This is a genomic window from Halomonas sp. (assembly GCF_033549285.1).
Taxonomy (GTDB): Bacteria; Pseudomonadota; Gammaproteobacteria; order Pseudomonadales; family Halomonadaceae; genus Halomonas.
This window is the reverse complement of sequence record NZ_JAWSUJ010000057.1, coordinates 1-26,385: the sequence shown is the minus strand read 5'-3', so window position 1 is coordinate 26,385 and position 26,385 is coordinate 1. Positions and strand designations below refer to the sequence as shown.

Here is a 26,385-nt window from a genome sequence, read left to right as displayed (position 1 = left end):
ACCCAAATGGAAACAAGCACTTCTACCACTCTCCACCGCCTGCAACGTATGCCCGTCGCCGGCAGCGGATGCGTACTCTACGGATTTCCCCGGGGCCGCGCAAGGCCCTCGGGCAGAAAAATGTCATGGCGTCCCGCTAGCCCGGTCGAGCAGCGAGAGAATCGAGCGGTAGGGGATCTTGCCGTGCTGGCTCAGGCCGATCTCGCAGGTGCGCGAGTTCGAGTAGCCGGCACTGCACGCCTTCACCTGCTCGGCCAGCCCTTCCAGCGCGGAGGCATTCAGCTCCGGGGTCGTGAAGCCCTTGTCCCCGGCGAAGCCGCAGCAGGTGACCTCCGCCGGCACCACCACCTCCCGGGCACAGGCTCGCGCCAGCACGACGAACTTGTCGGCCAGCCCCATGCGAGTGCTCGAGCAGGTGACGTGCACGGCGACCCGCTCGTCCAGCGGCGTGACCGTGAGCCGGGGCAGCAGGTGGTCATGGGCGAAGGTGACCGGCTCCAGCAATTCGAGTCGCTCATCCAGGTGCTCCCGCATCTGCAGGGTGCAGGGGCTGGTGTCGCAGAGCACCGGATAGCGCCCGTTCTGGCTCGCCACCAGCAATTCGCGGTTGAGTTCACGCGCCTTGTGGTTGGCCTCCTCATACTGCCCCTTGGACTTGAAGGCCATGCCACAGCAGAGGTGGCCGATCATCTCCGGCAGGATCACCTCGAAGCCGGCCTTGTCGAGCAGCGCCAGGGTGATCTCCATCACCGAGCGTGCCTCGGCCTCATCGTCATGGTCCGCCCCGAAGATGCGGGTGGCACAGGAGGGCAGGTAGACCACCTTGTCCCTTGAGGCATCCCCCGACGACGCATGGTCCAGCACCCGGATCGGCGCCGACCTGGGCAGGGCCGGACTCCACTGGGGCAGGCGATCACCGCTCAGCCGGCGCGCTCCGGTACTCAGCCTGTCCATCAGGTTGACACCCAGCACGGCGCGCGCCGCTCCCGCCGCGGTCAGACCGCCCCGCGCCACACGCATGGCTCCGGAGAAGTGTCGGCCGATGCGCCTGGCCAGGGCGGCCTTGTCCAGCGACTGGTCGCGACGCAGCTGACGCACCATTTCACCGGTATCGATGCCCACCGGACACTGGGTGGCGCAGAGCCCCGTGGCCGCACAGGTGTCGATGCCCTGATAGACATAGGCCTGTTCGAGCTGCGTCATGCGCGTCCTGTCGGCGTCGCTGGCCTGGTTCTCCAACGCCTCGAGCCTGGCCAGCTCGCGTCGAATCACGATGCGCTGTCGTGGGGTGAGCGTCAGGTCGGTCGAGGGGCAAACCGCCTCGCAGAAACCGCACTCGATGCACTTGTCGACGATGGCGTCGGCCGCCGGAAGGGGCTTGAGGTTCTCCAGGTGCAGCCTCGAGTTGCGGCTGAGGATCACCTCGGGGTTGAGCAGGTTGCCGGGGTCGAAGAGCGCCTTGATCTCCCACATCAGCGCATAGGCCTCGGGCCCCCACTCCAGCTCCACGTAGGGCGCCATGTTGCGTCCGGTGCCATGCTCGGCCTTGAGCGAACCGCCGTACTCCACGCCGACCAGCTGCGCCACCTCGTCCATCAGCGCCTGGTAGCGCTCCACTTCGCCGGGCTTCTCGAAGCCCTGGGGAAAGACGAAGTGCAGGTTCCCTTCCAGGGCGTGCCCGAAGAGGATCGCATCGCGGTAGCCGTGGCGATGGAAGATGTCGGTCAGCGCCAGCACCCCCTCGTCGAGACGCTCGATGGGAAAGGCCACGTCCTCGATGATCACCGTGGTACCGGTCTCGCGCACCGCCCCCACGGCGGGGAAGAGCCCCTTGCGGATCTTCCAGTAGAGGGCATAGGTATCGGCGTCGCGGGTGAAGGTGACCGGCTCCAGGGTCTGGATGCCCTCGAGGGTCGCCTGCACCGCCTGCATGCGCGCCTCGAGCTCGGCCTCGTCGTTGCCGCGCACGTCCACCAGCAGCGCCGCCGCCCCCTCGGGTAGCGTCTTCAGTACCGCGGGCATGCCAGGCTGGTCCTGCACCGAGCGCAGCGCTGCCCGGTCCATCAGCTCCACGGCGGAGACCGGCGCCTGCTTGAGGGCGATGGTCGCGCGGCAGGTCGTGCCCATGTCGGGGAAGAAGGCCAGCGCCGCCGCCTTCAGGGGCTCGTCGACCACGGTGTCGTAGGTGATCGTGCTGATGAACCCCAGGGTACCCTCGGAGCCGATCATCAGGTGCTTGAGGATCTCGATGCCATCGCTGAAGTCGACCAGGCTGTTGAGGGCATAGCCGGTGGTGTTCTTGAGCCGGTACTTGTGGCGGATCTTCTCCGCCAGGACCGCGTTGCCTTGCGTCTCCCTCGAAAGGCGTTCGAGACCGGCCAGCAGCTCACCGTGGGAGGCCCGGAAGGCGGCGACGCTCGCGGCGTCGGCGGTGTCGAGCAGGCTGCCGTCGGCCAGGATCACCCGGATGTCGCGCACCGTGCGATAGCTGTTCTGGGCCGTGCCGCAGCACATCCCCGAGGCATTGTTGGCGGCGATGCCACCGACCATGCAGCTGGCGATGGAGGCCGGGTCGGGGCCGATCTTGCGCCCGTAGGGGGCCAGCAGCTGGTTCGCCCTGGCCCCGATGACCCCGGGCTGCAGGCGGATCGCCCGGCCCTCGTCGAGGATCGCATGGTCCCGCCAGCCGCGGCCGAACTGGATCAGTACCGAGTCCGTGACTGCCTGACCGGAGAGCGAGGTACCGGCGGCGCGGAAGGTCACCGGCAGCTCGCGCTCCCGGCACTCCGCCAGGGTGTGCTGCAGCTCCGCCTCGTTCTCCGGGCGGACCACCAGCTGCGGAATCAGCCGGTAGAAGCTGGCATCGGTCCCGTAGGCCAGGGTACGCAGCGGGTCGTCGATCAGCCGCTCGGCGGGGATCACCGACGAGAGCGCTGCCTTCAACTCGCGCCAGCCGTCCGCGACCATCATGTTGCCTCCGGCGTGGCGCCGGCATGGCGCACCAGCACCACCAGTTCACGGGGCCCGTGGACCCCGTAGGCCAGGGTCTGCTCGATATCGGCGGTCTTGCTGGGTCCGGAGATCAGCAGGGCATTGGTGGGCATGCCGTCGGACCAGCCGTGGGCCTCGACGACATCGAAGAAGGTGTCCTCGAGGGTATCGGCGTCGAGCACCGCAACATGGATCGGCGGCACCAGGCTGATCAGGCGCGGCTCGTCGGGCGTGGGCCACAGCCACAGGCTGCCGGTCTCGGCGATGGCGCCACGGGTGGAGGTCAGGCCGGCATCCACGCTCTCGAACTGCTCGCGCTGCCAGGCCTCGATATCGCGGTCGACGTCGACCAGCTCCACCTCGGCATCGGCCAGGGCGCGCCGCGCTTCGGCGGCCACCGGGTGCTGCTTGCCCAGCGCCAGGCGCTGCACGCCCTTGTCGGCGAGCACCTGCGCCAGGGTTTCGGTCCAGGTATCCCGGGGGGCATGGATCACCTCGCCGTGCACCGAGGCGATCCAGCGCTCGAAGCGTGCCAGGCGCTCTTCCTGGCTCCAGCCCCTATGGGTCACCACGGCGAAGTCGCTCTCCGGCGCGCTCAGGGGGCCGTCGAGGCGCTCGCGCAGGCGCTTGAGAATGGCGTCGCGGGCACGCATCAGCGCTCCTCCTCGTGGCTTTTGCTGTTCGGCTGATGGCTCTTGCTCGCCTGGTGGCGCTTGACCAGGGCATGCAGGGTGGTACCGGCCGGCCTGGGCGCGGTGCGGTAATCGGTCCAGGGCCCCAGCTTCGCGGGCATCAGCGCCTTGAGCTTGCCGGCCACCGAGGTACCGGCGCGCCAGGCGGCGGGGTGGGTCGCCAGCCACTGGAAGCCCTTCCAGGCCGCCACCTCCTTGCGGCTGCGCTTGACGCCGGCGCCGGGCACGTTGCCACGCCCCTCGCCCACCGACTCCCGGCGCAGGCGCACCAGCAGGTCGGGAATCGGGATCTTCACCGGGCACACCTCGCCACAGGCGCCGCACAGGCTCGACGCCGTGGGCAGGTCCCTCGTCTCCTCGAGGCCCATCAGGTGGGGCGAGAGGATGCTGCCGATCGGCCCCGGGTAGGTGGTGCCGTAGGTATGCCCCCCCACCCGGGTATAGACGGGGCAGTGGTTCATGCAGGCGCCGCAGCGGATGCAGCGCAGGGTGTCGAGCAGCTCGTCGTCCTGGTAGATGCGGGAGCGGCCGCTGTCCACCAGCACCAGGTGGACCTCCTTCGGCCCGTCGTGCTCGCCCTCCTTGCGCGGCGAGCTGATCATGTTGAAGTAGGTGGTGACGTGCTGGCCGGTGGCCGAGCGGGTCAGCAGGGCGTAGAGGGGCGGCACGTCGCGCAGGTGCTCGACGACCTTCTCGATGCCGGTCACGGCGACGTGTACCGGCGGCACCGTAGTGGTCATGCGGCCATTGCCCTCGTTCTCCACCAGGCAGAGGGTGCCGGTCTCGGCCACCGCGAAGTTGACCCCGGAAACCCCCACGTCGGCGGCCATGAAGCGCTCGCGCAGCTGCTGCCTGGCCGCCGCGGTCATGTAGTCGACGTCGCGGGTGCGCTCGGTGCCGGTCTTGTCGTGCATGATCTCGGAGATCTCATCGGTGTTCAGATGGATCGCCGGCATGATGATGTGCGAGGGGGTCTGCTCGTTGAGCTGCACCAGGTACTCGCCGAGGTCCGACTCCAGCGCCTCGATCCCCGCCTCCTCCAGGTGAGCGTTGAGGTGCATCTCCTCGGAGACCATCGACTTGCCCTTGATCACCGAGCGGGCCCCGTGGGACTCGCAGATCTCGCGGACGATGCGACACGCCTGCTCGCCGTCCTCGGCCCAGTGCACCCGGATGCCGTTGGCCTCGCAGTTGGCCTCCAGCTGCTCGAGCAGGTCGGGCAGCTTCGCCAGCGCCCGCAGGCGGATGTTGGCGCCCAGCTCGCGCAGGGTCTCCAGCTCCCAGTCGCCGAAACTGTCGCGGCGCTTGGTCATCAGGCCATCCATCGCCTTGCGGAAGTTGGCGCGGATCTGCGGATTGCCCAGCGCATCGTGGGCCTGGCGGTGGAACTCGCGCGGGCTGTAGGTCTGTACTCCGGGGGTCTGAACGCTCATGAGGTCCTCCGCCACAGGTAGCTGGCGATGTGCTCGCCCTTGACCGGCATCTTCTGCTGCTCGAAGCGCCCGCCGATGTTCATCATGCAGCCGCAGTCGGAAGTCACGAAGCGCTGGGCGCCGGCCTCCGCGATGGCGGTGGTCTTGTCCTCCACCATGGCGGCGGAGACCTCGGGATGGCGCACGGCGAAGGTGCCGCCGAAGCCGCAGCACTCGGCGGCGCGCGCCTGCTCCACCAGCTCGACCTGGCCGAGCTGGTGGAGCAGGGCTGGGCCGGTCTCGGCCAGCCCCATCTCGCGCCGGGCACTGCAGGAGGTATGCATGGCGACCTTCTCCGGTTCGCCGCGATCCTCGAGCTTGAGGTGACAGACATGGACCAGGAACTCGGTCAGCTCATGGACCCGCCCGGCCACCTCGTTCGCCCGCTCGTCGAGGTCGGTGCCGGCAAAGAGCTGGGGGTAGTGGGTGCGCATCATGCCGCCGCAGGAGCCGGAGGGCACCACGATCGGCCAGGGCTCGGGGAAGAGGCCGAGCTGGGCCGCCGCCACTGCCCGGGCCTCCTGCTGGTAGCCCGAGGTGTAGGCCGGCTGCCCGCAGCAGGTCTGGTCCTCGGGAAAGAGCACCTCGATGCCCTCGCGCTCGAGCAGGCGGATACCGTCCAGCCCGGCTTCCGGGTAGAAGAGGTCGACGAGGCAGGTCCCGAAGAAGTAGACCTTCTCCGGCTTCGGCGGATAGAGCTTGACTGGCGTCATGGGCAGGATCCTGGACAGCGCAGGGGCTCGGCAGCGTTGCGCTGAAGTCGTTGATTCGGGCTACGGAAAATTGGTAAAACCAATTGACACAAAAACGTTGCCGCACATTAGGAGGCGGAGCCTGCAGTGTCAAACGCACGACGCCCGCTTCCCAGCCTCGCCCGCCTATACTTTAGTCTATCGACTTCAACGCTTCTCCCAACATGCTGATGTAACAGGAGAAATTCAGGCAGCCTGACGCAGGGAAAGCACGCCGTTGATGCGGTGTTTGGTAATACCAATTTGATGGCGATACCATGCCGACTTTCGCCACGTGTTCCGGAGCCACCACCATGGCCTATCAGCCCGTCCGACAGCCTCGCCTCGCCGACGTCATCACCGAACGCCTCGAGGCGCTGATCCTCGAGGGCAGCCTGAAGCCCGGACAGCGCCTGCCGCCGGAGCGAGAACTGGCCGAGCGCTTCGGCGTCTCGCGTCCCTCGCTGCGCGAGGCCATCCAGAAGCTGTCGGCCCGCGGCCTGCTGACCAGCCGCCAGGGCGGCGGTACCTTCATCAGCGAGGAACTCAACAGCGGTTACAGCGACCCGCTGCTGGAGATGCTCTCCCGCCACGGGGAGTTCCACCTCGACCTGCTCGAGTTCCGCGATGCCATGGAGGGCATCTCCGCCTACTATGCGGCCCTGCGCTCCACGCCCACCGACAAGGCGCTGCTGATCAAGCGCTTCGAGGAGCTCGAGGCCTGCTTCAAGGGGCGTGACCCGGCGCTCGAGGCCCGCGCCGACGCGGCCTTCCACATGGCCATCGCCGAGTCGGCCCACAACGTGCTGCTGCTGCATACCATCCGCGGCATCTTCCACCTGCTGGAGAAGAGCATCGTCGACAACCTGGCCCACCTGTTCGAGAAGCCCGAGTCGCGCCCCCTGCTGATGCAGCAGCACCGCGCCCTGCTCGATGCCATCCTCGAGGGCCGGGCCGAGGACGCCCGCACCCGCGCCCACGAGCACCTGGTCTTCGTGGAGGAGGGGCTGCTCGAGGTCGAGCGCGCCGAGACCCGGGCCCAGCGTGCCCTGCGCCGCGCCCAGGTCATGCCCGCGACCTCGCGCTGAGGCCGCCATGCCGATGCTGTCCCGCCGCCGGGCCCGCCAGCTGCTCTGGCTGCTGGTGCCCCTCGGGCTGGTGGTCGCCATGTGGCAGGCCGCCCTGCTGGCCCGCGACCAGGCCCTGCAGGGGCTTCGCCAGGACGCCGAGAACGAGCTGCGCCTCTCGGCGGCGAGCCTGGTCGGCCACCTCTCTCGCTACGACTACCTCCCCGGCCTGCTCGCCTCACGGGAGATGGTCAGGCGCTTCCTGGCCTCCCCGCAGAGCCAGGACCCCATGCCGCTCAACCGGCTGCTGGACCGCTTCAGGGCCACCGCCGGCGTCTCCGACATCTACCTCATCGACCGCCACGGCGACACCCTGGCCGCCAGCAACTGGCATCGCCCCAACACCTTCATCGGCCAGAACTACGCCTTCCGAAGCTACTTCCAGGAGGCCATCGCCGGTCACGCGGGGCGCTTCTATGGCCTCGGCGTGCAGTCCCGGGAGCGCGGCTACTACTTCTCGGCCCCGGTGTGGCTGGACGACACCGCACCGGATGCCAGCCCCGATGGCGTCATGGTGGTGAAGGTGCTGCTCGACACCCTGGAGGCGAGCTGGGCGGAACAGGATGCCGAGCTGCTGGTCACCGACGAGGACGACATCATCTTCATGGCCAGCCGCCCGGAGCTGCGCATGCGGGCCCTGCAGCCGCTCTCCGGCGACGAGCGGGAGGCACTGCTGGAGACCCGCCGCTACGCCGATGAACCCCTAGCCCCCGCCGGCATCGAGATCACCGACACCCCGGGCGAGCACGGCCAGCGGGTCGGCTTCCGGCGGGGCCCGCTGGCCGGGGAAGACTACCTGGGCCTGTCGCGTCCCATGCCGGCATTCGGCTGGGAGATGCATATCCTCAAGTCGCTGGCGCCGGTGATTCAGGCCCAGTGGCTCGCCGCCCTGCTCGCCGGCGGCCTCTACGGCGTGGTGGTCCTGGCCGGCGGCATCGGCTGGCAGCGCCTGCGGCTGCGCCGCGAGCGCGAGCAGTTCGCCGAGCGGGAGCGGCGTACCCTGGCCCGGGTCCGGGACGAGCTTGAGCTCAACGTGCAGCGCCGCACCCGCGACCTGGTCGAGACCAACCGGCGCCTCTCCGGCGAGATCGAGGAGCGCCGCCGCGCCGAGGAGCGGCTGCGCCAGACCCGCGACGAGCTGGTGCAGGCCGCCAAGCTCGCCGTGCTCGGCCAGCTCGCCGCCGGGATCAACCACGAGCTGAACCAGCCGCTTGCCGCGATCCGCGCCTATGCCGAGAATGCCTCCGAGTTTCTGGCTCGCAGCCGCACCGAAGCGGCGAGCGACAACCTGGCGCAGATCATCGAGCTCACCGAGCGCATGGCCGAGATCAGTGCCCAGCTGCGCCAGTTCTCGCGCAAGAGTGGCGACAGGCCCACCAGCGTCTCGGTCCCCGCCTGCTTCGGCTACGCCCTGCGGCTCTTCCAGTCGCGGCTGCGCGATGCCGGGGTCACCGTCGAGCGCGACTGGCCTGCGCAGGAGGCCTGGGTGCGCGCCGATCTGGTGCGCCTGGAACAGGTGCTGGTCAACCTGATCGGCAACGCCCTGCAGGCCATGGCCCGGACCGAGGCGCCGCGTCTGCAGCTGGGCATCGAGCCCCACGGCGAGGAGGTACGGATCCGCGTCATCGACAACGGTCCCGGCATCGCCGAGGCGCACCTGGGGCGGATCTTCGAGCCCTTCTTCACCACCAAGTCGCCGGGCAGCGGCCTGGGCCTGGGACTGTCGATCTCGGCGCGCATCATCGACGACCTGGGCGGCCGGCTGGCCGCGGACAACGCCCCTGGCGGCGGCGCCCGCTTCACCATTACCCTGCCCCGCGACCCCGATCCCGAGGCGACCGGCGACACCAGGCCCGAGGAGCACGACACCCATGCATGAGCCGGCGACCCTTCCGGTGATGATCATCGACGACGAGGTGCACCTGCGCATCACCGCCGGCCAGACCCTGGAACTGGCGGGGTACGAGCCCCGCGCCTTCGAGAGCGCCGAGGCCGCCCTGGCGGCCCTGACGCCGGACTTCCCCGGGGTGATCGTCAGCGACATCCGCATGCCCGGCATGGACGGCATGACCCTGCTGCGCGAGGTGCGCGGCCGCGACCCCGACCTGCCGGTGATCCTGATCACCGGCCATGGCGACATCTCCACCGCCGTGGAGGCGATGCGCGAGGGCGCCTGGGACTTCCTGGAGAAGCCCTTCGCCGGCGAGCGCCTGGTGGAGATGGTGCGCCGCGGTATCGACAAGCGCCGGCTGAGCCTCGAGAACCGCGAGCTCAAGGCCGAACTCGAGGCCCAGCAGTCGGCACCGGGCCCGCGCCTGGTGGGGCGGACCCCGGCCATCCAGCGCCTCGCTTCCATGGTCCAGCGCATCAGCCAGGTGGAGACCGACGTGCTGCTGTTCGGCGAGACCGGGGCCGGCAAGGACCTGGTGGCGCGGGCGATCCACGAACGCAGCCGCCGCGGCGGCCACCCCTTCGTGGCCATCAACTGTGGCGCCGTCCCCGAGAGCATCATCGAGTCGGAGCTGTTCGGCCACGAGAAGGGGGCCTTCACCGGGGCCGTGGAGCGGCGCATCGGCAAGTTCGAGCATGCCCAGGGCGGCACGGTGTTCCTCGACGAGATCGAGTCGATGCCGCTGTCGCTGCAGGTCAAGCTGCTGCGGGTGCTGCAGGAGCGCTCCATCGAGCGCCTCGGGGCCAACGTGCCGGTGCCCCTGGACCTGCGCGTGATCGCGGCCACCAAGGTCGACCTCAAGGCCGCGGCCGAGGCGGGACGCTTCCGCGAGGACCTCTACTACCGGCTCGAGGTGGTCACCCTGCCGATTCCCCCGCTGCGCGAGCGGCGCGAGGACATCCCGCTGCTGTTCCAGCACTTCGCCGTGGTCGCCGCCAACCGCAGTGGCCTGGAGGCGCCGCCACTGGATGCCGCCGGCATCTCGGCGCTGCTCGCCCACGACTGGCCGGGCAACGTGCGCGAGCTGCGCAACCTGGCCGAGCGCTACGTGCTGCTCGGCGCCACCTGCGACTACCGCCTGGACGCCCTGCTCGAGGGGGTGGGCAGCGACAGCGGCGACCTGGCCCTGCCCCAGCAGGTGGAGCTGTTCGAGAAGAGCCTGATCGACCAGGCCCTGGCCCGCCACCGCGGCCGCGTCAGTGAGGCCTGCGAGCAGCTCGGCCTGCCGCGCAAGACCCTCTATGACAAGCTCAGGAAGTACGGCCTCAAGGCCGATGACTACCGCCAGAGCGAGGCGCCCTGACGGAGCAGCTCGCGCAGCGCCCCCCAGGGGGGCAACCAGGGGGCCAGGCTGGCCGCCGCCACCAGCATCACCAGGGAGTTGCCCGGCTGGCGATAGTCGAACAGCTTGAGCGCCGTACCGAAGGAGCGCTTGATGCGCGTCCCCACCAGGTCGACGCTGTAGAGCTCATCGAGCAGCAGGTGGATCAGCGTACCCAGCACCAGCGCCAGCCCCTGGGCCCAGGCCATCCAGGCCTCCTGCAGGAGCCACTGGTAGCTGGCCACCGTGGTCGCCAGCCCGCACAGCAGCGATGCCAGCAGCGAATGCCAGATCCCCCGATGCACCGAGAAGCGCTTGAACACGGCGCTCAGCACATAGCGCACGCCGACATACAGGCCGCCACAGGCGACGATGAGTCCCCCCGGGCCGAGCCATCCCTGCAGCAGCAGGGCCCCCACCACCACCGACAGCACGGCGAGCAGGGTGAAGATCAGGCGGATCGCATGGGAGTTGTCGGCATCGACATCCGGCAGGATCCCGCCGAAAGCGGTCAGGATGGCCAGGGAAGCGGCGTCGGTGGCGGACAGCGGGGTGGCCTGCCAGGCGCCCAGGCCAAGCAGCGAGCCACCGGCCACGGCGACGCCGAGGTGGGTACGAAAATCGGCCATGTGCAGAGACTCGAGAATACTGGATGAAAACCCAGATTATGCGCAGCATGGCCAGAAAAAACAATCAGTTGCCAATTGGCGACAGGCTCAGCCGGCCAGGTACTCGTCCTTCAGCCTGACGTAGTTGCCGGCGGTATAGGGGAAGAAGGCCCGCTCGGCCTCCTTGAGCGGGCGCAGCGCCCTGGCCGGGTTGCCGGCGTAGACATGGCCACTCTCCAGGCGCTTGCCCGGGGTCACCACGGCACCGGCGGCGATGATCACCTCGTCCTCGACCACCGCGCCATCCATGACGATGGCCCCCATGCCCACCAGGATGCGGTTGCCCAGGGTGCAACCATGGAGGATCGCCTTGTGGCCGATGGTCACCTCCTCGCCGATGGTCAGCGGGAAGCCATCGGGGTTGAAGTCGCTGGCATGGGTGATGTGCAGCACGCTGCCGTCCTGCACGCTGGTGCGCGCGCCGATGCGGATGCGGTGCATGTCGCCGCGGATCACCGCCATGGGCCACACCGAGCAGTCGTCGCCCAGCACCACGTCACCCAGCACCATGCAGGCCGGGTCGATATAGACCCGCGCGCCCAGCTGCGGCGTCTGTCCCTTCCAGGGTCGCAGGCTCGTTGCCTCGCTCATTGCACACCTCGTCTCAGATCAGTCCGGCCAACAATACTACCAGCGTCAGCGGGATCGACACCCAGCGCACCAGGGCGCGCCAGGCACGAAAGCCGTTGGGGCCGGCATCCAGCGCCCGCAGGGTGGTCTCCTCGGGCATCACCCAGGCGGCGAAGATGGCGATCAAGAGCCCGCCCAGCGGCAGGAAGATCTCCGGCGGAATGGTGCTGACCAGCTCGAAGGGGTTCATGCCGAACAGCACCCGGGTCTCGGCCAGGCTCGAGAAGGAGAGCACCGAGAGCATCCCCAGCCCCCAGACCGCCAGCCCCACCACGGCCGCCGCCGGCCCGCGCCGCAGGCCCCAGCCCTGCAGGGTGGCGACCATGGGCTCGGCCAGGTTGATCGAGGAGGTCCAGGTGGCCAGCAGCAGCAGCAGGAAGAACAGCGAGAGCCACAGCGGCCCCCCGGGAAGCTCGGCGAAGGCCACCGGCAGGGTGACGAACATCAGCCCCGGCCCCTCGCCGGGATCCATGCCCTGGGCAAACACCACCGAGAAGATGGCGATGCCGGCCAGCAGGGCCACCGTCACATCGAGCACCGCCACCGAGGCGGCGGCCCGGGGCAGGCTCTGGTGGTCGGGCATGTAGGCGCCATAGGCCATCAGCGCACAGGCGCCCACCGCCAGGGTGAAGAAGGCGTGGCCCATGGCCTGCAGCATCACCATGGGCGTCACCGCCGAGAGGTCGGGCAGGAACAGCCAGGCCAGCGCCGGACCGAAGCCCTCGGTGGTGGCGGCGTAGCCCGCCAGCACCAGCAGCAGCAGGTAGAGCATCGGCATCAACAGGTTGTTGAGCTTCTCCAGCCCCTTGGCCACCCCGGCGGCGACCACCAGCATGGTCATCACCAGGAAGAGGGTGTGGTTGAAGGTCATGCGCCCGGGATCGGCGAGGAAGGCATCGAAGCCGGCGCCGATCTCCGCCGCGCTGCGCCCCACGAAGTCACCGTTGACCGCGGCCACCAGGAATTCGATGGACCAGCCCGAGACCACCGAGTAGAAGGAGAGGATGCAGAACACCGTGAAGGCGCCGAACAGGCCCAGCCAGCGCCAGTGGGGGCTCGCCCCCGCCTGGCCGGCCAGGTGGCCCAGCGACTGCATGGGACTGCGGCGCCCGGCGCGGCCGACCAGGATCTCGGCCATCATCACCGGCAGCCCCAGCAGCAGCACGAAGGCCACGTAGAGCAGCAGGAAGGCGGCGCCGCCGTTCTCCCCGGTGATGTAGGGGAAGCGCCAGATGTTGCCCAGCCCCACCGCCGCCCCGGTCACTGCCAGGATGAAGGCGCGCCGGGTGCCCCAGCGCTCCAGCGTCTCGTTCATGGGTCCACTCCGCGAGCCTGAAAAGGGCGCAAGCCTAGCACATTGAAACCCGCCGCGGCCGCCCGCATCTAAGAGCCGTTCCCCACTCCCGACCCGAGGTGTGCATGTCCCGCAATCCGCTGCTCGAACCCCACGAACTACCCCCCTTCGATGCCATCCGGCCCGAGCACGTGGTGCCGGCCATCGAGGAGCTGCTGGCGGAAAACCGCACGGCCATCGAGAAACTCGTGGCACGCGCCGACACGACCGCCCCGAGCTGGGAGAGCCTGGCCGCCCCGCTGGAGGCGCTCAACGACCGCCTGGCGCGGGCCTGGTCGCCGGTCTCGCACCTCAACGGCACCATGAACAACCCCGAGCTGCGCGAGGCCTACCAGGCCTGCCTGGGCAAGCTCTCCGACTACAGCACCTGGATCGGCCAGCACGAGGGGCTCTTCCGGGCCTGGCAGGCGCTGCGTGACGGCCCCGCCTGGGAGGCCCTCGACGAGGGCCAGCGGCGCACCGTGGAGAACGCGCTGCGCGACTTCCGCCTGGCCGGCGTGGACCTGCCCGCCGAGAAGAAGCGGCGCTACGGCGAGATCAAGTCACGGCTCTCCGAGCTCTCCAACACCTTCTCCAACCAGCTGCTGGACGCCACCCAGGCCTGGCACCTGGACCTCGCCGACGAGGCCCGCCTCGCCGGCCTGCCCGAGAGCGCCCTGGCCAGCCTGCGGGCCAATGCCGAGGCCAAGGGGCTGGCCGGCTACCGCATCACCCTGGACTTCCCCAGCTTCTTCCCGGTGATGACCTACGCCGAGGACCGCGAGCTGCGTCGCGAGGTCTACACCGCCTTCGTCACCCGGGCCTCCGACCAGGGCCCCAACGCCGGCGAGTACGACAACGCCCCGGTGATGGAGGAGATCCTCGCGCTGCGCCACGAGCTGGCCAAGCTGCTGGGCTTCAGCGACTACGCCGACTACTCGCTCTCCACCAAGATGGCCGAGTCACCCGACCAGGTGGTCACCTTCCTCGAGGACCTCGCCGCCCGCGCCGTCCCCCAGGCCCGCGAGGAGTATGCGGAGCTCGCGGACTACGCCCGCGACGAGCTGGGCATGGAGGCCCTGGCGCCCTGGGACGTGGGCTTCGCCAGCGAGAAGCTGCGCGAGGCGCGCTACGCCATCTCCGATGAGCAGCTGCGTCCCTACTTCCCCGCCCCGCAGGTGGTCGACGGCCTGTTCCGGGTGGTCGAGCGCCTCTACGGCGTGACCTTCGCAGAGGACGAGACGGCCCCGCGCTACCACCCCGACGTGCGCTACTTCCGCATCCTCGAGCACGGCGCCCCCATCGCCGGCTTCTACCTCGACCTCTATGCCCGCGAGGGCAAGCGCGGCGGCGCCTGGATGGACGAGTGCCGGGTCCGCCGCCTCGAGGGCGACGCGGTGCAGCTGCCGGTGGCCTACCTGACCTGCAACTTCACCCGCCCGGTGGGAGACGCCCCGGCCCTGCTGACCCACGACGAGGTCACCACCCTCTTCCACGAGTTCGGCCACGGCCTGCACCACATGCTGACCCGCCAGACCGTCGCCGACATCTCGGGGATCAACGGCGTGGCCTGGGACGCGGTGGAGCTCCCCAGCCAGTTCATGGAGAACTTCTGCTGGGAGCGCGAGGGGCTCGACCTGATCGCCGGCCACGTGGAGACCGGCGAGCCGCTGCCCGAGGCGCTCTTCGAGCGGCTGCTTTCGGCCAAGAACTTCCAGTCCGCCATGGGCATGGTGCGCCAACTGGAGTTCTCGCTGTTCGACTTCCGCCTGCACCGCGAGCTCGCGGCCCCGAGCGCCGCCGACATCCAGGCGCTGCTCGATGCGGTGCGCGATGCCGTCGCCGTGGTCCCGCGGGCCGACTTCAACCGCTTCCAGAACGGCTTCGGCCACATCTTCGCCGGCGGCTATGCGGCGGGCTACTACAGCTACAAGTGGGCCGAGGTGCTCTCCGCGGACGCCTGGAGCGCCTTCGAGGAAGCCGGTATCTTCGATCCCGAGACCGGCCGGCGCTTCCGCACCGAGATCCTCGAGCGCGGCGGCTCCCGCGACGCCGCCGAGCTGTTCCGCGCCTTCCGCGGCCGCGAGCCCAGCGTCGAGCCGCTGCTGCGCCACAGCGGCATCCGTGCCGCCTGAGAAGGTTTTGCCGCCGGGACCAGCCGGCGGCCCATCGTGGAGACGACATGACCGTAACCAAACGCTTTATCGCCGGCGCCATCTGCCCGCGCTGTGCCGAGATGGACCGCATACGCAGCTGGGAGCAGAACGGCATCCGCTATCGTGACTGCGTCAGCTGTGACTTCTTCGAGCAGCTGCCCATCGAGGACGAGGCCCTGCCGGAGCTCGAGACCCGCGTCAATCGCGAGCGCGAGGAGCAGGCGCGCAGCGACCTGCAGACCGTGAAGATCCTCGACCCGAAAGGGCACTGACACCCATGGGCCAGGGAACGGCCACCGTCCTGCTGCCGCAGCGCCGGCTGCTCGAGCTGCTCGGGCTCGCGGCGGCGGCGGCGCTGCTGGTGGCGCGACTCGACCTGGCCACCCTGGCCGCCGGCCTGGGGCTCTTCCTGTGGGGCATGACCCATCTGGAGGAGGCCATCAAGCGCCTCTCCGGTGGCACCCTGGACCGCTGGCTGCATGCCGCCACCCGCGGCACCTCGCGTGCCATCGCCGTGGGTGCCCTGGCGACCGCGCTGGTCCAGTCCAGCTCGCTGGTGACCCTGCTCGCCATGTCCTTCGTCGGCGCCGGCCTGGTGGCCCTGCCCGCTGCCATCGCCCTGCTCTTCGGCGCCAACCTCGGCACCACCACCGGCGCCTGGCTGATCGCCGGCTTCGGCCTCAAGGCCGACCTCGCCCAGTACGCGATGCCGCTGCTGGCCCTGGGGCTGCTGGGCTCCCGGCTGCTGCAGGGCAGTCGCGCCGGCATCGCCGGCCTGCTGCTCGGCATGGGCCTGCTGCTGCTGGGCATCGACTTCATGAAGCTGGGCTTCGAGAGCTGGCAGGATGGCCTCTCCCTCGACGGCCTGGCCGGCGAGCACCTCTGGCACTGGCCGCTGCTGGTGCTCTTCGGCGTCATGGCCACCGTGGTCATGCAGTCCAGCCACGCCACCCTGCTGATCACCCTCACCGCGCTGGCCTCCGGCCAGCTGCCCTACCTGCCGGCCCTGGCCATCGCCATCGGCGCCAACGTCGGCACCACCGTGACCGCGGTGATCGGGGCCTTCGGCGCCAGCACGGCCGGCCGAAGGCTGGCCGGGGCCCACGTGATCTTCAACCTGGTCACGGCGGCCGTGGCCCTTACCCTGCTGCTGCCGCTGGCCGGGCTGGTGGACCGACTCGCCGCGCTGATGGGCCTGGCCGCCAGCGCCTGGCCGCTCAAGCTGGCGCTCTTCCATACCCTCTTCAACGGCCTGGGCATCCTGCTGATGCTGCCCTGGATCCCGCGGCTGGCCAGTGGCCTGGAGCGGCTCCTTCCCGAGCCGGCCAGGGTCCCCCCGGCCCAGGCGCGCTACCTGGAGACCAACGCCCTGCAGCATGCCGACACGGCGCTGGCGGCCATCGAGCAGGAGTGCCGGCGACTCGACCGGCGCACCTACCACCTGCTCGCCTCGGCCATCCTGGTGCCCAGCGCCGAGGCGATCGGCCATCCCCCCGACCGGGCCGTGATCGAGGCGCCGATCGTCCCCGAGCAGTGGCCGCTGGTGAACGTGCGCTACCACGAGCAGATCAAGCCGCTGATGGCGGAGATCCTCGACTTCTACTCGCGCATCGACACGCCCCTCACCGCGGCCCAGGAGGCCCGCCTGGAGGCCCTCTATGCCCGCACCCTGCGGCTGGTCGAGGCGGTGCGCTTCGGCGAGGTGCTGCAGCGCAGCCTGCTGCGCCATGCCGCACCGGCGAGCCCCCTGCGCGAGGCCCACGACGACCTGCGCATGGCCCTCGCCGAGGGCCTGAATCGCCTGGCCAACGACCCCGGCGCCCGTGACATCGAGGCGCCCCTGGAGGAGGTGCGTCGCCACTGGCAGCACGAGCTGGCCGAGCGGTTGCGACAGCACCGCCTGGATCCCTGGCTCGCCTCCTCGCTGATGAACGACCTCCACCAGGCCAGCCGCCTGACGGCCGCCCTGACCTTGCCTGACGACGCCTGAACGAGGCAACCGGGCACCACGCCCTGTGCGGAAATCCGCACATCGCGCGGTCCGTGCCGTGCGGAATCCCGGCCCCACCCCGCCAAGGTCGCTTCGACAAAAGTCGAACGACTCTTCCATAAGATACTGAAATATCAAAACCCCCGATATTCAGGCATGTCGATTGCTGTGTAATGGGCGTTGATGCCACCCCGGCCTGGCTCACGGCAGGTGCCGCCAGCGGTGACCATACTGGGTGTGGGCATGCAGCCCCGGGGCAAGACGACCCGGGCAGATGACAAGAGCACAACCGCACACAGGAGACACGCCATGCGCAACGCAACCTCACGGATTCTCGCCGGCACCCTCGCCGGCTCCCTGCTGGTCGCCGCCTCGGCCTCGGCCCAGTCGGACCGCAGCGACTGGCCCGAGAGCTTCACGGTGGGCACCGCCAGCCAGGGCGGCACCTACTTCGTCTACGGCTCCGGCTGGGCCAACCTGATCGCCGACGAGCTCGGCCTCTCCGGCGGCGGTGAGGTCACCGGCGGACCGACCCAGAACATGGCGCTGGTCCATAGTGGCGACGTCGCCCTGGGCCTGACCACCATGGGCCCGGCCGCCGAGGCCCTGGCCGGCGAGAGCCCGCTCGCCCCGGGCGTGCCCATGGACAACGTCTGCGCCCTCTTCCCGATGTACGAGACGCCCTTCTCGATCACCGCACTCGAAGGCAGCGGCATCGAGTCGATTTCCGACATCCCGGAGGGTGCCCGCATCGGCTTCGGCCCGGCGGCCTCCACCTCCGACACCTACTTCCCGGCCATGCTCGAGACCCTGGGCGTGGAGTTCGACCGCCGCAACGGTGGCTGGTCCGACCTGGGCGGCCAGTTGCAGGATGGCCTGATCGACGTCATCGCCTTCGCCGCCGGTATCCCGATCCCCGCCGTCAGCCAGCTCGAGGTGCAGACCGACGTCAACATCATCGAGTTCACCGAGGAGGAGCAGGCCAAGGTGCTGGAGGAGTTCCCGGTCTCCGAGTTCCAGATCCCGGCCAGCACCTACGAGACCCTCGAGGAGGATGCCCGCGCCGTCTCCATGTGGAACTTCACCATCGCCGGCTGTGACCTGCCGGAGGACTTCGTCTACGAGGTCACCAAGCTGAGCCTGGAGAACAACGACCGCATGCGCGACGTCCACCGCAGCGCCGCGACCAGCATCCCGGAGAACATCAAGTACAACAAGGTACTGCCGTTCCACCCGGGTGCCGTGCGCTGGTACGAGGAGAACGGCTACGAGATCCCGGACGACCTGAAGCTGTAAGCCGTTGACCTGACCGACTGCCCCGCACCGCGCCACGACAAGGCGGTGCGGGGCAGTTCCTGTGCTCCTCCGCCATCCCCCCAAGGGTGCCCCCATGTCCCATACCCCCGAACCCCGTGACGAGGCGTCAAGCGACGACATCGTCGAGACCGTCAACGCCGAGGGCGTCGACGAGGCCGCCGTGGAGTCCAATCGGCGGCTCTATACCGGCTGGCAGTGGCTGCTCTTCGGCGCCCTGGCCATCGCCTACTCCAGCTTCCACCTGATCTCCCTGAACGTCTATCCGCTGGAGACCTGGTCGTTTCGCATCGTGCACATCGCCGGTGCCCTGATTCTCGGCTTCGGCCTCTATGCCGGCACCCGCTTCGCCGACGAGGACCAGCGCCGCTCTCCCGCCTGGCTCGCCTGGGTGAGCTACGCCATGCTCATCCCCGCCCTCTACGCTCTGGTGCGTGTGGTGATGATGAACCAGGCGATGAGCGGGGGGGCCATGCGCATCGCTCCCGAGATCGAGGCCTGGCACTTCGGCTATCCGCTGATCCTCGCCACGGTCACCGGCATCCTGCTCTCCTGGAGCTATCGCCAGTTCCGCGAACGCCTCTCGCCGGCCGATATGGTACTGATGGTCTGCGCCCTGGCCGTGGCCGGCTACCTGCTGGTGATGTACAACAGCCCGCTGCGCGCCTCCACCGGCACCTCCTTCGCGCCCATGGGCATCTCCTACGCGGCCATCGCCGGCTCGCTGCTGATCCTCGAGCTGACCCGCCGCGTCGCCGGCCTGGCGCTGGTGGCGATCTCCGCCATCTTCCTGGTCTACGTCTTCGCCGGCCCCTACCTGCCGGGCTTCCTCGGCTATCCCGGGCTCTCGGTAGGCCGCTTCTTCAGCCAGGTCTACACCGACGCCGGCATCCTCGGGCCGACCACCGCGGTCTCCTCGACCTACATCATCCTGTTCATCATCTTCGCCGCCTTCCTGCAGGCCTCGAAGGTGGGCGACTACTTCGTCAACTTCGCCTTCGCCGCGGCCGGCCGCGCCCGTGGCGGCCCCGCCAAGGTGTCGATCTTCGCCTCGGGCCTGATGGGCATGATCAACGGCACCAGCGCCGGCAACGTGGTCTCCACCGGCTCGCTGACCATCCCGCTGATGAAGAAGGTGGGCTACCCGGGCCGCAGCGCCGGGGCCATCGAGGCGGCCGCCTCCACCGGCGGGCAGATCATGCCGCCGATCATGGGCGCGGGGGCCTTCATCATGGCCGAGATCACCGGCATCCCCTATACCGAGATCGCCGTGGCGGCGCTGATCCCCGCCATCCTCTACTTCCTCTCGATCTACTGCATGGTGGACTTCGAGGCGGCCCGCAAGGGCATGCGCGGCATGCGCAAGGACGAGATCCCGCTGTTCTCCAAGCTGGTCAAGCAGGTCTACCTCTTCGCGCCGATCATCATCCTCATCGCCGCGCTGTTCATGGGCTACTCGGTGATCCGCGCCGGCACCCTGGCCACCGCCTCGGCCGCCGTGGTGAGCTGGTTCTCGCCCCACAAGATGGGCATCCCCGCCATCCTCAGGGCCCTGCAGCTGGCCGGCACCATGGCCATCCAGATCATCGCCGTGTGCGCCTGCGCCGGCCTGATCGTCGGGGTGATCTCGCTGACCGGGGTCGGTGCGCGCTTCTCCTCGCTGCTGCTCGGCCTGGCCGGCGTCAGCCAGCTGCTGGCGCTGTTCTTCGCCATGTGCATCTCGATCCTGCTCGGCATGGGCATGCCGACGACCGCGGCCTATGCGGTAGCCGCCTCGGTGGTCGCCCCGGGCCTGATCAACATCGGCATCCAGCCGCTGGTGGCACACTTCTTCGTGTTCTACTTCGCGGTGGTCTCGGCGATCACCCCGCCGGTGGCCCTGGCCTCCTATGCGGCGGCGGGGATCTCCGGCGACAACGCCATGGGCACCTCGGTGGCCTCGTTCAAGATCGGCCTGGCGGCCTTCATCGTGCCCTTCATGTTCTTCTACAGCCCGGCGATGCTGATGGAAGGCTCCTGGATGCAGATCCTGCGCGTGGGCGTGACCGCCACCCTGGGCATCGTGCTGCTGGCGGCCACCGTCCAGGCCTGGTTCTTCGGGCCGGTCAAGGCCTGGCAGCGTCTGGTGATGCTGCTCGGGGCGCTGTGCATGATCTACGGCGGCATCTATTCCGACGTCGCGGGCCTCGCCATCGGCGCGCTGATGTTCCTGATGCAGCGTGGCCGCCACGGCGGCGGGGGCAAGGCCGTCACTGCCGGCTGACCAGGAGACGCCCCTGTTACGCAACGGGCCCCGCCAATGGCGGGGCCCGTTGCGTTGCGGCGGGGGGGAGTGTCAGCCGGTGATGTTGTCGAGAATGCGCAGGCAGGGGGTCGCCTGGTTCAAGGTATAGAAGTGCAGGCCCGGGGCCCCGCCGTCGAGCAGCCGCTGGCAGAGCCGCGACACCACCTCCTCGCCGAAGGCACCGATGGCCTCGCTGTCGTCGCCATAGCTCTCGAGCTGCTTGCGGATCCAGCGCGGGATCTCGGCGCCGCAGGCGTCCGAGAAGCGCGCCAGCTTGGTGTAGTTGGTGATGGGCATGATGCCGGGCACGATGGGCCCCTCGACGCCCAGGGCACGCGCCCGGTCGACGAAGTGGAAGTAGGACTCGGCGCTGAAGAAGTACTGGGTGATGGCAATGTCGGCCCCGGCCTTCATCTTGCGGGCGAAGTTGGCCAGGTCCTGTTCGAGGTTCGCCGCCTGGGGATGGGACTCGGGGTAGGCGGCCACGGCGATCTCGAAGTGGTCGCCGGTCTCCTCGCGAATGAACTCGACCAGCTCGTTGGCGTAGCGCAGCTGGCCGATGCCACCCCCGCCCATGCCGGAGGGCAGGTCACCGCGCAGGGCCACCAGGCTGTCGATGCCCTCCTCCCGGTAGCGCGCGAGCAGCTCGCGCAGCGCGCCCTTGTCGCTGCCGATGCAGGAGAGGTGCGGCGCGGTGGTGAAGCCCGACTCGCGCACCATCCGCACGGTGGCCAGGGTGCGGTCCTGGGTGGAGCCGCCGGCACCATAGGTGACCGAGAAGAAGCGCGGCGCGCGGCTGGCCAGGGCGTCGCGGACGCCGACCAGCTTCTCCCGCCCGGCGTCGGTATTGGGCGGGAAGAACTCGAAGCTGATCCCCAGCGGGTGTTCCTGCGTGCTCATCGGCTTACCTCATGAAAATGATGCATATTGCGGCTATTCTGACGGCTGGCCTGGCTGCCGACCAATGAAAGATACGCGAGGCTGCATCAATCCTGTTCATGCAGAGGCGGTCCCAGGGCTGCCATGACCCAGGGAAGGACATGACCCCGATCGATCCCGGCACCCTGATGGGCCCGCTCTGGACCCTGCTCGCCTATATCGGCCTGGGCTGGCTGGCCGCCCGCCGGCTGGCGGTGGACCCGCGCCCCGTCGCCACCCTGCTGATCTACCTGGTCGCCCCGCTGACCTTCTTCCGCGGCCTGGTCCAGGGCGGGCCCACCCCCGGCTACCTGCTGCTCACCGCGACGCTCTTCGCCCTGGCCAGCCTGGTCGCCGTGGTCGTCCACCGGCTGGGGAGAAGCGCCTTCGCCCCCCAGGAGAGCGCCCTGCTGGCCTTCTCCTCCGGCACCGGCAACACCGGCTACTTCGGCCTGCCGGTGGCCCTGGTGCTGCTGCCGCCCCAGGGGGTGACGCTCTACCTATTCTGCGTGCTGGGGGTGACGCTCTACGAGTTCACGGTGGGCTTCTACTTGAGCGCCCGGGGGCAGTTCTCGGTGCGCCAGAGCCTGGCCAAGATCGCCCGGCTGCCGCTGGTCTACGCCTTCCTCGCCGCCCTGCTGGTGAGCGGCCTGGGCCTCGGGGTGCCGGACGCGGTGATGCAGGGGCTGGCCGCCTTCCCGGCGACCTACACCCTGCTCGGCATGATGATCATCGGCATGACCCTGGGGCGGGTCAGCGTGCGGGAGTTCGACCTGCGCTTCATTGGCGCCTGCGTGGCGATCCGCTATGGCCTCTGGCCGCTGCTGTCGCTCGCCGCGGTGCTGGGCCTGCAGGCGCTCTTCCCGCTGTCGGGGGAGCTCGCCCTGGCGCTGCTGCTGATCGGCGTGGTGCCCATGGCCGCCAACGTGGTGGTGGTGGCCATGGAGCTCGGCATCGCCCCGGAGAAGGGCGCCCTGGCGGTGCTGATCACCACCCTCGCCGCGCCGCTGCTGATCCCGCTCTACCTGACGCTGATGATGCGGCTCGCCGGGCTCTCGTGATCAGTAGCGATAGGCGTCGGGCTTGTAGGGGCCGTCGACGGCGACGCCGGTATAGCCGGCCTGCTCCTCGGTCATGCGGGTGACCACCCCGCCGAAGCCCTGCACCATGTAACGGGCCACCTCCTCGTCGAGGTGGCGCGGCAGCACCGTCACGCCGAGGGCGTCACGCCGGTCGCCCTCGGGCAGCTCGGCGAAGCGGCCATCGAAGAGGTGGATCTGTGCCAGCACCTGATTGGCGAAGGAGCCATCCATCACCCGGGAGGGGTGGCCGGTGGCGTTGCCCAGGTTCACCAGGCGGCCCTCGGAGAGCAGGATCAGGTAGTCGCGGCTGTCGGGGTCGAACTTCCCCGGCTTGCTGTCGCGGTAGATCTGGTGCACCTGGGGCTTCACCTCCTCCCAGTGCCAGTGGCGACGCATGTAGGCGGTATCGATCTCGCTGTCGAAGTGGCCGATGTTGCAGACCACCGCACCGGGCTTGAGCGCCTGGAGCATAGCGGCGTCGCAGGCGTGGATGTTGCCGGTGGCGGTCACCACCAGGTCGATCCGCGAGAGCAGGTCGCGGTCGATGCTTTCCAGGCCCCGGTTGATGCCCTCCCGGTAGGGCGAGACCACCTCATAGCCGTCCATGCAGGCCTGCATGGCGCAGATCGGGTCGATCTCCACGATGCGCACGATCATGCCCTCCTGGCGCAGCGAGGCGGCCGAGCCCTTGCCCACGTCGCCATAGCCCACCACCAGCGCCTGCTTGCCGGCCAGCAGGTGGTCGGTGGCGCGCTTGATGGCATCGTTGAGCGAGTGGCGGCAGCCGTACTTGTTGTCGTTCTTCGACTTGGTGACGGCATCGTTGACGTTGATCGCCGGCACCTTCAGCTGGCCGTCGCGCAGCATCTCCTGCAGGCGATGCACCCCGGTGGTGGTCTCTTCACTGATGCCGTGGATGGCATCCAGCAGCTCGGGGCGCTTCTCGTGGAGCAGCGCCGTCAGGTCGCCGCCATCATCCAGCACCAGGTTGGGGGTCCAGCCATCGGGGCCCTCCACGGTCTGCTCGATGCACCACCAGAACTCCTCCTCGCTCTCGCCCTTCCAGGCGAACACCGGGATGCCGGCGGCAGCGATGGCGGCCGCGGCGTGGTCCTGGGTGGAGAAGATGTTGCAGGACGACCAGCGCACCGTGGCCCCCAGGTCCACCAGGGTCTCGATCAGCACCGCGGTCTGGATGGTCATGTGGATGCAGCCGGCGATACGCGCGCCGGCCAGCGGCTGCTCGCCGCGGTACTTGTCGCGGATCGTCATCAGCGCCGGCATCTCGGTCTCGGCGATGCGGATCTCGCGACGCCCCCAGTCGGCGAGGGAGAGGTCGGCGACCTTGCAGTCGGTGGCCACGGGGGCGGAAACGGCGGGGTGGTTCATCGAGCGACACCTCTTCGGGACGAAACGCGTGACCCTCACTATAGGCAGTGAGCCCAACCCCGGACAACCAACGCAGGCGCACGCCTAGAAGCCATCGATGCCGGCCTCGCCCAGCCGCCGCGCCAGGACCCGCACCTCGGGATGGGCGAAGAAGTCGACCAGCGCCGTGGCGCGACCGGCGCCCACCCCGGGCAACGCCTGCCAGTCGCGATGGCCATGGCCGCTCAGGGTCGCCCAGTCCGCCGGCAGGGCGGCCTCGACGCCGGGCGGGGCCCCCAGCGCCTGCAGCCAGCGGGCAAAGGCTGACGTCCGCGTGGCCTCGAAGGTGGCCACCAGGGTGCCGGCACGCACCTCGCCGATGCCGTGGGCGCGGCGCAATGCCCGCTCGTCCAGCGACAGCCAGTCGAGCAGGCCCGTGACCAGCCCCGCCTCGACCAGGGCCTGCCAGGTGCCCGGCCCCACGCCGGGCAGGTCGAGCCCCTGCGGCCCACCCAGCCAGGCCAGGCGCTCGAGGAACTGCGCCCGGCAGCCCGGCCGCGGCCGGAGGCAGCTCAGTTCGTGGTAGTCCGTCGCCGCGGGTGGGGCGATTGCCGGACGCTCGGCGGCTCGCCAGGCCACGCGCTCCAGCCGGGGAATCGTCAGGCCGGCCAGGGCGATCACCACCTGGTCGCCGGGGCGGATGTCGAGCCCCCGCCAGCGCGCCAGCGAGCCCAGGCCGACCCGGCGAATCGTCCTGCCCTCCAGCGCGACGGGATGCAGGTGCAGCAGCGGGGTGATGCGCCCGGTACGGCCAATGCGAAACTCGACGCCGCGCACCTCGGCGAGCGCCTCACGGGGCGGGTGCTTCCAGGCCGCGGCCCAGCCCGGTGGCTCGGCCCGCCACGCCGTGCCGGGCGGGCGATTACCCTGTCGCAGCACCACCCCGTCGGTGGCGAAGGGCAGCGGGCCGCGGTACCAGCGCTCTCGCCAGCGTGCCACATCAACCAGGGTCGCCACCGGCCGGGTCAGGGCGGCGGCCTCGTCGAAGCCCAGGCGCTCGAGCGCCTCGAGTCGCTTCTCCATCGCCGCCGGGCCATCCGGCCAGTCCCAGACGAAGAGGCCGATGCGACCTGCCGCCTCGGCCTCCAGCGCCTCGCGGGCCAGCAGCCCGGCCACTGCGCTGCGCGCCCCGGCGGTGCCCGCCTCGGCCTGGACGTGATCCCCCAGGCGCAGGTGAAGCTCGCCCTGCAGGGTCGCGTCGACCGCCTCCGGCAGCCGCACGGGGATCGCCGGAATACGGCGTGCCGCCGCCGTCCAGTCCTGGCCATGGCGCCCGTCTCCTCGGCTGATCGCCCGCACCAGGCGCCCCCGCTCGTAGGACAGGGTCACCGCCACGCCATCCACCTTGGGCTGCACCCAGACGTCGTCGCGACGCGCCAGCCAGCGGCGCACCGCGGCCTCGCCCTCGAGCTTGGCGAGCCCGGTCTGTACCACGGGATGGGGCACCGGGCCGGCCGGTCGCGCGTCGTCGGGCGCGCCACCCGCGTCCACCCCGGGGAAGCAGCGCTGCCAGGCCGCGAGCCGGACCCGGGCCTGGTCATAGATGCCATCGGAGACCGCTGACTCGCCGCGGCGGTAATAGGCCTCATCCCACCCGGCCAGCCGCTCGGCCAGGGCGGCGAGCTCGCGCTCGGCGCGCTCGACGCTCCAGTCGGGACAGGCCACGGCCGGGGAGGAGAAGAGCGCAATGGAGAGGGCCAGCAGCCAGCCGGCCAGGGGACGGGACATCAGGGCAGCTCCCTCGCAAGGACTGCCCTGACCATAGCAACGGGCCCCGCCTGGCGCTGCCAGCGGGGCCCGTCATCGCCTGTAGGCGATCTCCTACAGCCCGGCGGCCTGGCGCAGGGCGTGGGCGCGGTCGGTCTTCTCCCAGGGGAAGGCCGTGAAGGTCTCGGTGTGCGCCTGGCCCTGGGTGTCGGTCCAGGTGTAGCTGGTCTCGAAGGGCTCGCGACCGAAGTGGCCGTAGGCCGCAGTCAGCTGGTACATGGGATGCAGCAGGTCGAGCATGCGGGTGATGGCATTGGGCCGCAGGTCGAAGTGCTCGCGCACCAGCTCGATGATGCGGGCGTCGTCCACCCGGCCGGTACCGAAGGTGTTGACCGAGACCGAGGTGGGCTCGGCCACGCCGATGGCGTAGGAGACCTGGATCTCGCACTTGTCGGCGAGTCCCGCGGCGACCAGGTTCTTGGCCACGTAGCGGCCGGCATAGGCGGCGCTGCGGTCGACCTTGGAGGGGTCCTTGCCGGAGAAGGCGCCGCCGCCGTGGCGGGCGGTGCCGCCATAGGTATCGACGATGA

20 protein-coding genes are annotated in these 26,385 nt (G+C 69.7%); 9 read left to right on the top strand and 11 right to left on the bottom strand.

Going from position 1 to position 26,385, the window contains the following annotated elements:
- Positions 1–123 precede the first annotated feature (123 nt).
- The 4 genes from SCI24_RS13370 to SCI24_RS13355 are packed head-to-tail and all read right to left on the bottom strand — an operon-like array spanning position 124 to position 5,868.
- A complete protein-coding gene (locus SCI24_RS13370; RefSeq protein ID WP_412929743.1) occupies positions 124–2,970 on the bottom strand; it encodes an FAD-binding and (Fe-S)-binding domain-containing protein in 2,847 nt (948 codons plus the stop codon).
- A complete protein-coding gene (locus SCI24_RS13365) occupies positions 2,967–3,644 on the bottom strand; it encodes a lactate utilization protein C (RefSeq protein ID WP_318725849.1) in 678 nt (225 codons plus the stop codon). Before SCI24_RS13365 ends, SCI24_RS13370 begins: the two co-directional genes overlap by 4 nt.
- On the bottom strand, positions 3,644–5,116 hold the full coding sequence (locus SCI24_RS13360; RefSeq protein ID WP_318725848.1) for a LutB/LldF family L-lactate oxidation iron-sulfur protein: 1,473 nt from the start codon (positions 5,114–5,116) through the stop codon (positions 3,644–3,646). Before SCI24_RS13360 ends, SCI24_RS13365 begins: the two co-directional genes overlap by 1 nt.
- Positions 5,113–5,868, bottom strand: coding sequence for a (Fe-S)-binding protein (locus SCI24_RS13355; protein ID WP_318725847.1), 756 nt, complete (start codon positions 5,866–5,868; stop codon positions 5,113–5,115). Before SCI24_RS13355 ends, SCI24_RS13360 begins: the two co-directional genes overlap by 4 nt.
- Before the next feature lie 332 nt (positions 5,869–6,200).
- Here SCI24_RS13355 and SCI24_RS13350 point away from each other — a divergent pair, with 332 nt between their 5' ends.
- Genes SCI24_RS13350 through SCI24_RS13340 form a run of 3 tightly spaced genes read left to right on the top strand, consistent with a single transcriptional unit; the run spans position 6,201 to position 10,267 of the window.
- Positions 6,201–6,974 (top strand): GntR family transcriptional regulator, encoded by a 774-nt coding sequence (locus tag SCI24_RS13350; RefSeq protein WP_106229354.1) that lies wholly within the window; start codon positions 6,201–6,203, stop codon positions 6,972–6,974.
- Positions 6,975–6,987: 13 nt separating this feature from the next.
- Positions 6,988–8,892, top strand: a complete 1,905-nt coding sequence (locus SCI24_RS13345; protein ID WP_412929746.1) for a sensor histidine kinase — start codon at positions 6,988–6,990, stop codon at positions 8,890–8,892.
- Positions 8,885–10,267 carry a sigma-54 dependent transcriptional regulator gene (locus SCI24_RS13340; protein WP_318725845.1) on the top strand — a complete coding sequence of 461 codons (1,383 nt, stop codon included), beginning with the start codon at positions 8,885–8,887 and terminating at the stop codon, positions 10,265–10,267. The genes SCI24_RS13345 and SCI24_RS13340 overlap by 8 nt, the downstream gene beginning before the upstream one ends.
- Here SCI24_RS13340 and SCI24_RS13335 read toward each other — a convergent pair.
- The 3 genes from SCI24_RS13335 to SCI24_RS13325 all read right to left on the bottom strand — a co-directional run bounded on the left by SCI24_RS13335 (position 10,243) and on the right by SCI24_RS13325 (position 12,898).
- A complete protein-coding gene (locus SCI24_RS13335; RefSeq protein WP_318725844.1) occupies positions 10,243–10,914 on the bottom strand; it encodes a metal-dependent hydrolase in 672 nt (223 codons plus the stop codon). The two genes, SCI24_RS13340 and SCI24_RS13335, sit on opposite strands and share 25 nt — an antisense overlap.
- 87 nt (positions 10,915–11,001) lie before the next feature.
- Positions 11,002–11,544 (bottom strand): gamma carbonic anhydrase family protein, encoded by a 543-nt coding sequence (locus SCI24_RS13330; protein WP_318725843.1) that lies wholly within the window; start codon positions 11,542–11,544, stop codon positions 11,002–11,004.
- A 13-nt stretch (positions 11,545–11,557) separates the two neighbouring features.
- Complete coding sequence (locus SCI24_RS13325) at positions 11,558–12,898, bottom strand: sodium-dependent transporter (RefSeq protein ID WP_318725842.1); 1,341 nt, start codon at positions 12,896–12,898, stop codon at positions 11,558–11,560.
- Positions 12,899–13,002: 104 nt separating this feature from the next.
- On the opposite strand from SCI24_RS13325, the gene prlC reads away from it, so the two are divergent.
- From prlC to SCI24_RS13300, 5 genes are all read left to right on the top strand, one after another.
- A complete protein-coding gene (gene prlC / locus SCI24_RS13320) occupies positions 13,003–15,051 on the top strand; it encodes an oligopeptidase A (protein ID WP_318725841.1) in 2,049 nt (682 codons plus the stop codon).
- Between the two features lie 47 nt (positions 15,052–15,098).
- Positions 15,099–15,344 (top strand): YheV family putative zinc ribbon protein, encoded by a 246-nt coding sequence (locus SCI24_RS13315; protein WP_133634724.1) that lies wholly within the window; start codon positions 15,099–15,101, stop codon positions 15,342–15,344.
- Positions 15,345–15,349: 5 nt separating this feature from the next.
- Positions 15,350–17,062 (top strand): Na/Pi symporter, encoded by a 1,713-nt coding sequence (locus SCI24_RS13310; protein ID WP_318725840.1) that lies wholly within the window; start codon positions 15,350–15,352, stop codon positions 17,060–17,062.
- Positions 17,063–17,371: 309 nt separating this feature from the next.
- Positions 17,372–18,358, top strand: a complete 987-nt coding sequence (locus SCI24_RS13305; protein WP_318725839.1) for a TAXI family TRAP transporter solute-binding subunit — start codon at positions 17,372–17,374, stop codon at positions 18,356–18,358.
- Between the two features lie 94 nt (positions 18,359–18,452).
- The gene (locus SCI24_RS13300; protein ID WP_318725838.1) at positions 18,453–20,639 is read left to right on the top strand and encodes a TRAP transporter permease; all 2,187 of its coding nucleotides are present in this window, start codon (positions 18,453–18,455) and stop codon (positions 20,637–20,639) included.
- Positions 20,640–20,711: 72 nt separating this feature from the next.
- On the opposite strand, the gene metF is transcribed toward SCI24_RS13300, so the two are convergent.
- Entirely contained in the window at positions 20,712–21,560 is an 849-nt protein-coding gene (metF, locus tag SCI24_RS13295; RefSeq protein ID WP_318725837.1) for a methylenetetrahydrofolate reductase [NAD(P)H], read from the bottom strand.
- A 140-nt stretch (positions 21,561–21,700) separates the two neighbouring features.
- Between metF and SCI24_RS13290 the strand changes: the two genes are divergently transcribed.
- Positions 21,701–22,639, top strand: a complete 939-nt coding sequence (locus SCI24_RS13290) for an AEC family transporter (RefSeq protein WP_318725836.1) — start codon at positions 21,701–21,703, stop codon at positions 22,637–22,639.
- On the opposite strand, the gene ahcY is transcribed toward SCI24_RS13290, so the two are convergent.
- From ahcY to SCI24_RS13275, 3 genes are all read right to left on the bottom strand, one after another.
- Positions 22,640–24,049, bottom strand: coding sequence for an adenosylhomocysteinase (gene ahcY / locus SCI24_RS13285; protein WP_318725835.1), 1,410 nt, complete (start codon positions 24,047–24,049; stop codon positions 22,640–22,642).
- Positions 24,050–24,133: 84 nt separating this feature from the next.
- Positions 24,134–25,816: an NAD-dependent DNA ligase LigB gene (gene ligB, locus SCI24_RS13280; protein WP_318725834.1), complete on the bottom strand. Its 1,683-nt coding sequence runs from the start codon at positions 25,814–25,816 to the stop codon at positions 24,134–24,136.
- 93 nt (positions 25,817–25,909) lie between these two features.
- Positions 25,910–26,385, bottom strand: a 476-nt coding sequence (locus SCI24_RS13275; RefSeq protein WP_318725833.1) for a methionine adenosyltransferase domain-containing protein, incomplete at its 5' end; no start/stop codon positions are given.